The organism is Actinoplanes sp. CA-252034 (assembly GCF_050956125.1).
Classification (GTDB): Bacteria; Actinomycetota; Actinomycetes; order Mycobacteriales; family Micromonosporaceae; genus Actinoplanes.
The window spans coordinates 3,357,944-3,369,730 of record NZ_CP191846.1 but is presented as its reverse complement, the minus strand read 5'-3'; the positions used below and the strand labels follow the sequence as shown (position 1 = coordinate 3,369,730).

The 11,787-nt window shown below is 69.2% G+C and carries 6 protein-coding genes; 2 read left to right on the top strand and 4 right to left on the bottom strand.

The annotated features are described in order from the left end of the window. Positions 1-52: 52 nt before the first annotated feature. The 4 genes from ACQPZW_RS15080 to ACQPZW_RS15065 all read right to left on the bottom strand — a co-directional run bounded on the left by ACQPZW_RS15080 (position 53) and on the right by ACQPZW_RS15065 (position 7,560). The gene (locus ACQPZW_RS15080; protein ID WP_433795494.1) at positions 53-1,312 is read right to left on the bottom strand and encodes an SGNH/GDSL hydrolase family protein; all 1,260 of its coding nucleotides are present in this window, start codon (positions 1,310-1,312) and stop codon (positions 53-55) included. A 163-nt stretch (positions 1,313-1,475) separates the two neighbouring features. After that, positions 1,476-2,591, bottom strand: coding sequence for a lytic polysaccharide monooxygenase auxiliary activity family 9 protein (locus tag ACQPZW_RS15075; protein WP_433795493.1), 1,116 nt, complete (start codon positions 2,589-2,591; stop codon positions 1,476-1,478). A gap of 2 nt (positions 2,592-2,593) precedes the next feature. Next, positions 2,594-5,479, bottom strand: a complete 2,886-nt coding sequence (locus ACQPZW_RS15070; protein WP_433795492.1) for a glycoside hydrolase family 48 protein — start codon at positions 5,477-5,479, stop codon at positions 2,594-2,596. Between the two features lie 110 nt (positions 5,480-5,589). After that, a complete protein-coding gene (locus ACQPZW_RS15065) occupies positions 5,590-7,560 on the bottom strand; it encodes a cellulose binding domain-containing protein (RefSeq protein WP_433795491.1) in 1,971 nt (656 codons plus the stop codon). Positions 7,561-8,569: 1,009 nt separating this feature from the next. On the opposite strand from ACQPZW_RS15065, the gene ACQPZW_RS15060 reads away from it, so the two are divergent. Then, complete coding sequence (locus ACQPZW_RS15060; RefSeq protein WP_433795490.1) at positions 8,570-9,934, top strand: UDP-glucose dehydrogenase family protein; 1,365 nt, start codon at positions 8,570-8,572, stop codon at positions 9,932-9,934. 361 nt (positions 9,935-10,295) lie between these two features. Beyond that, complete coding sequence (locus ACQPZW_RS15055) at positions 10,296-11,669, top strand: ABC transporter substrate-binding protein (RefSeq protein WP_433795489.1); 1,374 nt, start codon at positions 10,296-10,298, stop codon at positions 11,667-11,669. The last annotated feature ends 118 nt before the right edge of the window (positions 11,670-11,787 follow it).

Below are 11,787 nucleotides of genomic sequence, written 5' to 3'. Positions count from 1 at the left end.
GACGGACGATCGCCGGGGGGTGGGCCGAGCCCTCCCCCGGTTCGCCGTCCGGTCAGACCTGCCGGTTCTCGAAGAGGTCCAGGGGCACGGCGGCGGCCAGCGCCGCGGTGCCGAGATCGTTGGGGTGCAGTCCGTCGCCGGAGTCGAAGCGCGACTGCATCCGGCGTGGATCCCTCCGGTCGCGGACCGCGGCGTCGAAGTCGATCACCGCGTCGTAGTGGCCGGCGGTCCGGATCCAGTGGTTCAGGTCCTGTCGCTTGGCCTCGTTGGCGGGGTTGTCGAACTTGCGGGCCGCACCACGGAACGGGAGCAGCGTTCCGCCGTACACCCGCAGGCCGTTGATCCTCGCTCTGTCGATCAGCGCGCGGTGCCCGGCGATCAGGCGGGCGGTGGTCAGGTCCGGATCGTTGCCCAGGTCGTTCACGCCGATCAGGGTGACGAGGTAGCGCACGCCGGGGTGGTGGAGCACGTCGCGGTCGAAGCGGCGCAGTGCTCCCGGGCCGATCGACGCCTTCGCGTGGGCGTGTCCGGTGCGGTCCTCGTAGCCGAAGAGCAGCCGGTTGCCGCTGAGGCCCGCGTTGAGCACGCCGCGGGGGCGGCGCGCCGCGCGCAGCCGGGTGGACAGCAGGTCGGGCCAGCGGTGGTTGGCGCTGTCGGTGGTCCTGGTCCCGCAGGTGATCGAGTCGCCGAGAGCGACGATCGCCGCGGCGTCGCGGACCGCGCGGACGCTGACGGCGGTCAACCACAGGTAGCGGGTGGTCCGGCGGCCCCGGCGCGGGGTGTCGACGGCGGTGGCGTCGCCGGCGACGATCAGGTTCGACTGCTTGGCCCGCGGGCTGACCGTGCCGACGTGGACCTCGCCCGGCAGGTAGAGGCTGATCACCAGGTCGGCGCCGGGCTCGACGATCAGGTCGCACCGGTCGCTGACCAGGGTGTTGCCGGGAGCCAGCAGGACGTCGGGGGCGCCGTCGAAGGTGAGCGGCCGGAGACTGCCCGGAACGGTGTCGCAGGACCCGGCCGTGCCGGCGCGCACCCCGATCGTGGCGGCGCCGATGCGGACGGGCTCGGCGCCGTACTCGTTGGAGAGGGTGACGCGGGGCAGGTCTCCGCCGACACTGGTGTGGACCACCTGGCGTACGGTCTTACCGGCCAGCGTGAGAGCCTTCTTCGCCGGGACCGCGGTGGGCGCGGCCGCCCAGGTGCCGACGCGGGCCGGGCGGTGGTAGACGGGATCACCCTCGCCGGCCTCGCCGGGGGTGCCCATCACGACGGTCGCTCCGGCGCCGGCCAGCAGGAGGCCACGCCGGGTCACGGCGCGGTAGAGAGCCGTCCCCGATCGACCGGTAAGTAGGCTTTTCGTGGATATGCGGTTAAAGTACGTATAGTTACGGTTCGCCGTCAAGCCACCCTCCGGTGTACAGCGCCCCCGGCAGGGCGACAACCGTCACACTGCCGGGGGAACCGTCACCTGGGTGTCACGCCGTGGTGCAGGCCAGGTTCTGAACAGTCGGGGCGGTCGTGCCCGATGCCAGGAAGCCGAACGTGACGTGGCCGTTGGCCGGCACGCTCGCGTTCCATCCCTCGGGCGCCACCGTCACCAGTGATCCGCTGCTGGTCGCCTTGCCGCTCCAGACCTGGGCGAGCTGCTGCCCGCCGGGCCAGGTCCAGGTGATCTTCCAGTTGTTCACCGCCGAGGTCCCGGCGTGCACCATGACCTCGCCCTGGAAGCCGCCGGTCCACGACGACACGATGCTGTACATCGCGGTGCAGCCGGCCGGGTTGGTCGGCGTGGAGGGCGACGGGCTGCCCGGGTTGCTGGGCGACGGGCTGCCGGGGTTGCTCGGCGACGGGCTGCCCGGCGTGCTCGGGGACGGGCTCGATCCGCCGCCGATGCCGGTGACCTCGCCGTTGCCGCCGTCGAACACCACGTCGGAGCAGCCGTAGAAGGTCTCCGTGCTGTCCGAGCGCGACCACACCGAGTAGATCAGGTGCTTGCCGGTCTTGTTGGCCGGCAGCCGCCCGGTCCAGTAGTAGTGCCCGTCGTCGGTGCCCGGCCCGCCGTTCGCGGGCGGGTTGGTCACCTGGTCGAACGGCGTCGGCTCGAGATCGCCCCAGGCCAGCGGCTTGGTCGGGTTGTAGCCGTCCTTGGTGATGTAGAGGTAGAACGTGCCGGGGTGCTTGGCCCAGTTGTTGTACTTGAACTGGACGTTCGCGCCGGCCGTCAGGTGGGTGGTCGGCCAGTCGTTGCGGGCCAGGTTGAAGCCGCTGAAGTTGTACGGCCCACCGGTCCCGCCGCTGCACAGCTGGCCGTCCGGGATGAAGCCGTTGACCCGCCCGGCCCCGTCGGAGCGGAGCACGGCGAACCAGTTGTAGAGCGACGAGACGCCACTGGCCGCGACCGCCGCCGCGCAGGCTGCGTTCTTCGGCTCGATCGCGCCGGTGGACGGGTTGCGGCCGTCCTGGTAACAGAACCAGGTGCGGCTGCCGGGCACCTGGATGGCGCCGTGGGCCTGGGCCGGGCCGCTGGGCAGTGCCAGGATCCCGGCCGCGGCGGCGAACAGGGCCACCGCGACCAAACGTAGACGTTTCATGATCACCCTTGGGGGAAGAGGCGGGCGTACTCGGCGTAACCGGTGGCCACGTCGACCTGCGCCCAGAACCGGTGGTAGTTGAAGGTCGGCGCGGGGCCGCCCTTCAGGTAGGCGTCGACCTTCGGGAAGTCCGGGTCGCTGCGGTAGAAGCTGCGGATGTCCAGGAACGAGACACCCGGCTGGATCACGTCGCCGTTCGGCATCTTCCCGGTCCAGCCCGGCGGGATGTAGATGCCCTGACCGGTGGAGGCGTTGTAGACGTCGTCCATCCGGTTGTAGTCGGCGCGGGTCTCGGTCACCGAGACGCCCTTGCCGTCCTTGTGCGTCCAGATCGCGTCGAGCAGGTTCTTCGCCGCCGTCTTCGCCGCGGTGTTGCCGGACTTGGCGGCGTAGAAGGTCAGCAGCTTCGCGAACGAGCCGGCCACACCGAGGTCGGTGCCCTTGCTCTTGACCGTGACGTGCAGGCCGGTGTTGGCCGCCGGGCTCGACGGGTTCCACGTGGCCGGCGCGCCGGACCAGGTCAGGTCGGACGGGATCTCGAAGCCGGTGGAGGTGATGGTCGAGTTGGCCAGCGCCCAGGTGACCCACTTGTCGAGGATCGACTTCGCCTTGGCGTCACCGGTCGTGTAGTAGTACTCGGCCAGCCGCTCCAGCGACCAGGTCTGCATGCCGAACCACTGGTTGGACGGCGGGTCGGCGTAGACCGGGGCCTCCACGTAGGCCAGGCCGTAGAAGGTCGGCGTGCCGGCCGGCCGCGCCGAGTAGTTGCCGTTCCAGCTGTTCGTCGCGCCGCCGGCGATCGCGCCCTCGGACGACTGCAGCCACTGGTAGAACTCCAGCTGCCGGCTCAGGCTGGCCTGCCAGTCGGCCTTGGCGGTCGGCGACTTCGGGTTGAAGGCGCTGACGTTGGACAGGATGTAGGCGGCCATCGGGTTCTGGTAGCCGAAGTGGCTGGTGCTGGAGCCGATGCGCCACGCCCAGGCGGCGTTGGTGTCGTAGGCCCCGCCCCAGGCGTAGTACCACGACATCAGGTTGTTGGAGGCGTTCTTGCCGGTGCCGGCGGCACACGACGTGGACGCGCAGCCGGGCTGCTTGAAGTACTTGTCGTAGAGCGAGTAGCGCAGGTAGTCGCCCATCTTGGCGGCGTTCGCGACGGTCGTCGAGATCTGCGACTGCTTGCCCTGCTCGGTGGCCCACTGCAGCGCCCAGTAGGCGACCTGCACCGCGCGGGCGTCGGCGTCCGGCGCGTTGGTGTACTTCCACTGCTTGGCGTAGGACGCGTCCTTGGTGAACAGGTCCAGGTAGCCGTTCGGGCCGCCGTGCTTGAACGTGTCGCAGGACGGCTGCGGCACGGTCTCGAAGGTCGACTCCTGCGCACCGCGCTGGAACGTGTTGATGTACGCGACCCGGGTGGTGCCGTCACCGCAGCGCCCGAACCCGTACGTGTTGTCGACGTCCAGCAGCCAGTGCATGCCGTAGATGTCGTCGGTGCCGTACGCGCTCTTCAGCTCGGCGGCCAGCGGGTCGGTGCCCACCGAGACACCGGTGTCGAGCTGCGACGGGTACTGCGAGGGCAGCGGGTACTCCGCGGCGTACGTGGCCGGCTTGGACGCGTTGTAGGCCGCGTTCGTCGGCTGGTCGGCGTGCGACGGGATGATGTACTTCTCCATCGTGGTCCAGGCGCTGTTGAACGGCGCCCAGTCGCCGGTGATCCGCGAGTTGGCGGCCTCCAGCCACAGCCAGTAGGAGAACGCCTCGCTGGTGGTCTCGTGACCGTGGTCCGGCGCCTCGTCGATCAGCGTCTCGATCGAGTGGTAGGGCACGCCCTCCGGGCTGAAGTAGCCGTTGGCCGGGCTCTTCAGGTCGTTGTAGAGCTGCGTGAACCGGGTGTCCACCGAGCCCGGCTCGGTGACCGTGACGCCGAGCTGGGCCGCGGTGTAGCCGGTCGAGGTGGCCGAGATGGTCGCCGTGGCCCCGGCCGTCGCGGTCGAGGCGGCCGCGACCGTGACCGACTGGCCGGTGCTCCAGTTCGACGGGGTGAAGGTGAGCGTCGCCGGGGTCACCGTGACCGCGGTCGACCCGGCGCTGCGGGCCACCGCCACGGTCACGTTCGCGGTCGGCGCCTTGCTCAGCGCGAGCTTGAACGCGCCGCTGGCGCCCGGGTTGATCGCCAGCGAGGTGGCGTCGGCGACGATCGCCGGGGTGGTGGCCGCGTCCACGAAGACCGGCACGTCGGCGGTGCTGCTCTTGGTGCCGGCGTTGTCGTACGCGATGGCCTGCACGCGGTAGGCGGCGGTCTGCGCCGGAACCCCGTCCCAGGAGTACGTGTACGGCGCGGCCGTGTCGGTGCCCAGCAGCAGCCCGTCGTGGTAGAACTCGACCTTGCTGATGGTCTGGCCACCGGCCGCCGTGGCGGTGGCCGCGATCGGGATGGACGCCGGCGCGGTGTAGCGGGTGTTGGCGGCCGGGCTGGTGATCGCCACGGTCGGCGCGTTGGCGGTCTGGTTGCAGGCGGCGCCGTTGAGCGTGAACGCGGTGGGCACCGGGTTGGCCGAGCCGAACGTGCCGTTGAAGCCGGTGCCGATGGTCGCGTTGGTGCCCAGCGACCCGTTCCAGGCGGCGTTGTTCACGGTGACGTGCTGGCCGCTCTGGCTGTAGACGCCGCTCCAGCCCTGGCCGGCCCTCTGCGCGGCGTCCGGGAAGTCGAACTCGAGCTTCCAGCTGGTCAGCGGGTCACCGGTGTTCTTGATCTGGATGTCGCCGGTGAAGCCGCCGGGCCACTGGCTCTGCACCTTGTAGACGACGGTGCAGCCGGCCGCGGCATAGGCCGGGGCACCGGCCGCGAGAACCGCGCCGGCGCCGAGGACGGCGACGCCGGCGACGGCCACTTTGCGCCGGAGTCTTCCGGCCGGTCTGGGGGATGGGGTCACGGGGAGTTCCTCTCCGCCTGTCGGGCCGGCGGCGACCGTCCGGAGACGGGAGCCGCCGGCTCGACGGCCTACGGGGTGGTGGAGCAGGTGATCGGGGACGGAACGGGGTTGGTGGTGCCGGTGTTGCTGCCGAGGAATCCGAAGGTGGTGGAAGCCCCGGACGACAGCGCGCCGTTGTAGCCGGCGTTCGCGACGGACACGGCGGTCCCGGTCTGGGTGGCGGCGCCGCCCCAGCTCTGCGTGACGACCTGTCCGGCGGTGTAGGACCAGCCGACCTTCCAGCCGGTGGTGGCGGTGGTCCCGGTGTTCTTGACGGTGACCTCGCCCTGGAAGCCGCCGCCCCACTGGCCGGTCACCCGGTAGGTGGCGGTACAGCCGGCCGGGGTGACGGGTGAGACGGAGACGGACGGGGAGACCGTGACCGACGGGGGCACCGATATCGACACGGAGGCCGACGGCAACGGGCTCGCCGAGGACGACACCGACGGGGTCGGGCTGGCCGGGCCGCCCTGCCGGTCGGCGTAGAGGATGCCCCGGCCGTTGGTGCCCAGGTAGACCCGCCCGTAGACGCGGGGGTCACCGGCCAGGGCGTCACCGGCGTTGCCGTACTGGTGCCTGTCGTCGTTGATCCGCACCCAGTAGGCGCCGGAGTTGTCCGACCGGAAGACGCCGTCGACGCCGTCGACCGTGCCGACCAGGAAGACCGCGGGCCGGGTGGCGCCCGGGGCGGCCTTGCCGAACGCCACGTTGACGCCCTCGGAGACCCCGCCGCCGATGGTGGCGAACGTCTTGCCGGAGTCGGTGGAGCGCAGCAACCCGGTCTTGCCGGCCAGCCACACCTCACCGGCCACGCCCGGCACCGCCTTCAGGTTGACCCGGCCGTCGGCGGGCATCGCGGCCGTCGACGCGGTGAACGTCGCGCCGCCGTCCGTGCTCGTGTAGAACCGGCCGGCGGCGTACCCGTAGAAGGTCTTGGGGTTGACCCGGTCGCTCTCGACCTTGGCTCCGGCCGGGATGCCGGTGGCGGGGCTCCAGGTGCTGCCGCGGGTGGTCGAGTAGTGCACGCCGACGCCGGCCGGCGACCAGACCACGGCGTTCGCGTCGGCGCCGACCGCGACGGTGCCGCCGCCGGTCACGCCGGACGGCTCCTGTCCCTGGTACCAGCTCTTGCCGCCGTCGTTGGAGACGCCGATGTGCGGCGCGGCGTCGGCGTTGCCGACTCGGACGAAGAACGACGGGCTGAGCTCGGCGAAGTCCAGGCCGGTGTTGCTGCCCAGTGACGGGGTGTCGTGGAAGCCGGCGGGCACCGTGTCGAGGTCGGCGTGGTGGAAGCCGCCGATGTCGCCGAGGGCGCTGACCAGGGGCGCGCCGGTGGGCGGGCTGGCCAGGTCGAGGACCGCGGTCTCCTCCAGGCCCTTGGCGTACGGCTTGATGGTGACCGTGGTGTTGCCGTCCCAGTTGGTGAGGTCGGTGGTGCCGTAGACGGTGGCCCCGGTGCCGTAGAAGAGCCGGTTGGAGTCGAACGGGTCGATCGCGAGGGACTCGTTCATCCAGCCGAGCTTCGGGCTCTCCTCGGGCAACTGGGCGGTGCTGTTGAAGTCGAGCCACGGGTTCGCCGAGATGTCCAGGGTGTAGCGCTTGGTGCGGCTCGGGTAGCTGCTCCAGTCCCAGGCGCGGGTCCAGGTGGCCCCGTAGTCGGTGGAGCGGAAGAAGATCGCGTCCGGCCACCAGGAGATCTGTGTGGCGACCATCAGGGTGCCCGGCTTCTTGGCGTCGACGGTCAGCCCGGAGTAGCCGTAGTAGCGGTCGGCGACCGGGGTCGGGGAGATGTCGGTCCAGACGCCGGTGGTGGTGTCGAGGCGGACGACCTGGCCGGCCGCGCCGTCGTACGGCCCGCCGGTGTCACTGGTCGCGATGAAGAGGTATCTGCCCTGGATGACACCCTTGTGCGCGAGATATCCGGTGGGCTGCCCGGCGACCCGCTCCCAGGTGGCGCCGGAGTCCAGCGACCGATAGAGCGGGTTCTCCTTGTCGGCCACTCCGACGTATACAGCCGGTGACGCAGGGTCGAAGGTGACCCATGTCAGACCTTGGTTCTGATTCAGATAGCCGTTCGGATCGGCGGGGTCGGCGACGTAGTTACCGACGTTCGGGAAGTCGGCCACTTTTCCCCACGTGACGCCATAGTCGGTGCTGCGCCAGAGCCCGTTTCCGCCCTCGGCGGCGAAATAGACGTTCCGGTTGTTCCGCGGGTCGACGGCGAGCCGCTCCCCCATCCCCCGGCCGGGCATGTTCCCGCCCACCTTGAACGGCAGATACGTCCGTGACCAGGTGTTTCCCTTGTCGGTGGAGCGCAGGATCGCGCCGTTGTTCGGGTCCCAGGAGTTCGTGTACATGCCGACGGCGGCGTAGACACGGCTCGTGTCGACCGGGTCGGGGGCGATGCTGAGGACACCGTTGTGACCCCAGTCGTCCTGCCCGACCCAGTCCAGCAGCGGCGTCCAGCTCTGCGTCGACTGAGTCCAGCGGTAGGCGCCGCCGATGTCGGTGCGCGCGTAGACGAGGTCCTTCTCGCCCGGGTTGAACACCACGCCGGGGACGAACCCGCCACCGTCAATGCGAACGTTCTTCCAGGTGTAGGGCTCTGCGGGGGCGGCGGCGGCGCCCTGTGGACCGGAGGCTACGACGACCGCCGTCGCGGCGGTCACGAGCGCCGCGACGATGGCGAAGCCGGGGGACCTTCGCATGGGGGATGACCCTTTCATTGAAAGGTATGAGTGGGAGCGCTCCCAGAAGCGTCGGTCGATGTCATCTTCATGTCAAGAGCCGGAAACTTGGCGGTGACTTTCGGCGGGCTGTCCGCCTCCTCAGAACCAAAGCGACATTCAGTGACATTTGGCCGCTGGAAGGGCTGTGTATCATTCGGCCGGAACACGCAGGTCGGCACCATCCGAGGCGCCGGCCGGCCGGCCCGGACAGAGGCCGGTTGGGCCACTTTCCGAATACGTGGCGTAACCGCGGGTACGGCATAGCGGTGGAGGAGATTGCATGAAGGTTTGCGTTATCGGGACCGGCTATGTCGGCCTGACCACGGGCGTCAGCCTGGCCTTCCTCGGCCACGAGGTCACCTGTGTGGACCTCGACCAGGCCAAGGTCGACATGCTGCGCGGCGGCAAGTGCCCGATCTACGAGCCCGGGATGGAGGACCTGCTCGCCGAGGCGGCGCAGAATCTCACCTTCACCACCTCGTACGAGGAGGCCGTCCCCGGCGCCGACGTCGTCTTCGTGGCGGTGCAGACCCCGTCGGCCGAGGACGGCAGCCCCGATCTCCGTTACCTGCGCCGCGCCGCCGAGAGCGTCGCGCAGAGCCTGAACCACGACTTCACCGTGGTGGTCAACAAGTCCACCGTGCCGATCGGCAGCGGCAACTGGGTCGACGCCATCCTGCGCGACTCGTTCGTGCAGCGTGAGGACCGGCCGGAGGGCGTCGAGTTCGCCGTCGCGTCGAACCCGGAGTTCCTCCGTGAGGGCAACGCGATCGCCGACACCCTCTACCCGGACCGGATCGTCATCGGCTCGGACAACCCGCGCAGCCTCGAGGTGCTCAACCGCCTCTACCGGCCGATCATCAACCAGACATTCACCGCGCCGAGCTTCCTGCCGCGGCCGGAGGACGCCAACGCGGTCCCGCTGGTCTCCACCGACCTGGCGTCGGCCGAGCTGATCAAGTACGCGGCTAACGCGTTCCTGGCCCTGAAGATCAGCTACGCCAACGAGATCGGCCAGCTCGCCGCCAAGGTCGGCGCCGACATCACCGAGGTCGCCCGCGGCATGGGCCTGGATCAGCGGATCGGCTCCCGGTTCCTGCAGCCGGGCGTCGGCTGGGGCGGCTCCTGCTTCGGCAAGGACACCAAGGCGCTGATCGCCACCGCCTCGGAGTACAACCTCGACATGCCGATCGTGAAGGCGGCGCGCGAGGTCAACAGCCGCCAGCGGGCGATCGCCGTCGAGCGGCTGCAGGACGAGCTGCGCATCCTGAAGGGCCGCAAGATCGGCCTGCTCGGCCTGGCGTTCAAGCCGAACACCGACGACCTGCGTGACGCGCCCGCCCTGGACATCGCCAACTCGCTGATCGCGCGCGGGGCCCGGGTCAAGCTGCACGACCCGGTGGCCACCAGCCGTTTCCGCGTCGAGCAGCCGGAGCTGGCGGCGTACCTGAGCGACAGCATCGACGACGTGTTCGCCGACTGCGACGCGGTCGTGCTGGTCACCGAGTGGGCGCAATACCTCGAGCTGGACTGGTCGAAGTTCGTGGGCCTGATGCGCACCCCGATCCTGCTGGACGGGCGGCACGTGCTCGACGCCGACCGGATGCGCCGGCTGGGCTACCGCTACGTGGCGGTATCCGGATAAAACGCACGTAGACGTACGTCAACCGCCGCGGGGGCCATGGGCCGCCGCGGCGGTTTCTTTTCGCGGGTTTAACGAGGCGCTCAGCCCGAACCCAGCAAAACCGGCTCACACCATACGCGAGTGCCGTTTAGTCCGGACAAATACGGGTAAATCATCACCGGTGAGGTCCTGGAACGGTAGGCTCTTCCGCCAATCTCCTTAACCGGTTAAGGTGCGGGTGGGTCGCAGCGATATCGTTACCGACTCGATCGCGCTGAAATCATTGCGCAACTTGCCGGTTACCTCTTGACTGTTGGTCAAGAAGCGCTTCGGACGGCGGTGTCGCAAGATGCCGGAGGCGCTATATGACATAGGGAGCGGTATGTTCGTTCAACGTGGGAGTTCGCGATCGCGGGTTGCGCTCGCCGGTGCCCTCAGCGCGGGCCTGGTTCTCGGCTTGAGCGCCTGCGCGGACAGTAAGGAGAGCGGCGGGACCGGCACGGTTCCCGCCACGTCCCTTGGAGCCATCGACTGCTCGCCCTACACCGCGTTCGGTGACATCAAGGGCAAGGAAGTCACGATCTACACGGGCATCGTGACCCCGGAGGACGCCCCGCAGAAGCAGTCCTACAAGCCTTTCGAGGACTGCACCGGCGTCACCATCAAGTACGAGGGCGACAAGGCCTTCGAGACCCAGGTCCTGATCCGCGCCGAGGCCGGCAACCCGCCGGACGTCGCTTACGTGCCGCAGCCGGGCCTGCTGCAGCGTCTCGTCGCCACCGGCAAGGCCAAGGAGGCCCCCGCCGAGACGGCCGCCCTCGTCGACAAGAACTTCGGCGCCGACTGGAAGGCGTACGGAACGGTCGACGGCAAGTTCTACGCCGCTCCGCTGGGCGCCAACGTGAAGTCGCTGGTCTGGTACTCCCCCAAGGAGTTCACCGACAACGGCTACACCGTCCCCACCACGCTCGCCGACCTCAAGGCCCTGAGTGACAAGATCGCCGCCACCGGCAAGAAGCCGTGGTGCGCGGGCATCTCCTCGGGTGAGGCGACCGGCTGGCCGATGACCGACTGGATGGAGGACTTCTACCTCCGGCTCAACGGCGTCGACGCCTACGACAAGTGGGTCAAGCACGAGACCCCGTTCAACAGCGCCGAGTCCACCAAGGCTCTCGACGCCGTGGGCGAGTACCTGAAGAACGACAAGTACGTGAACGGCGGCCTCGGCGACGTCAAGAGCATCGCCAGCACCACGTTCCAGGACGCCGGCCTGCAGATCATCGAGGGCAACTGCTCGCTGCACCGCCAGGCCAGCTTCTACGCCGCCAACTTCGACAAGAACACCAAGGTGGCCGAGGACGGCGACGTCTACGCCTTCTACCTGCCGGGTGAGACCGCGGACAAGAAGCCGGTTCTCGGTGGTGGCGAGTTCGTCCTCGCGTTCTCGGACCGTCCGGAGGTCAAGGCCTTCCAGACGTTCCTCGCGACCGACACCTGGGCCAACGCCAAGGCGAAGGTCTCCTCGGGCTGGGTCAGCGCCAACAAGGGCCTGAAGATCGAGAACCTGGTCAACCCGATCGACCAGCTGTCGGCGAAGATCCTGCAGGACCCGAACGCGCAGTTCCGCTTCGACGGCTCGGACATGATGCCCGCCGCGGTCGGCTCCAACGCGTTCTGGAAGCAGGCCACCAACTGGATCACGGGTCAGGACACCAAGAAGACCCTCGACGCGATCGAAGCTGCCTGGCCCAAGTGACCAGATAGCTGCACCGGGGCCGGTCGGGATATCGCCCGACCGGCCCTAGCAGTCTGATCACTTCTGTTCTTCACTTAAGACCTCACACCCCTCCGTACGCACTGAGGAGGAACGGGCC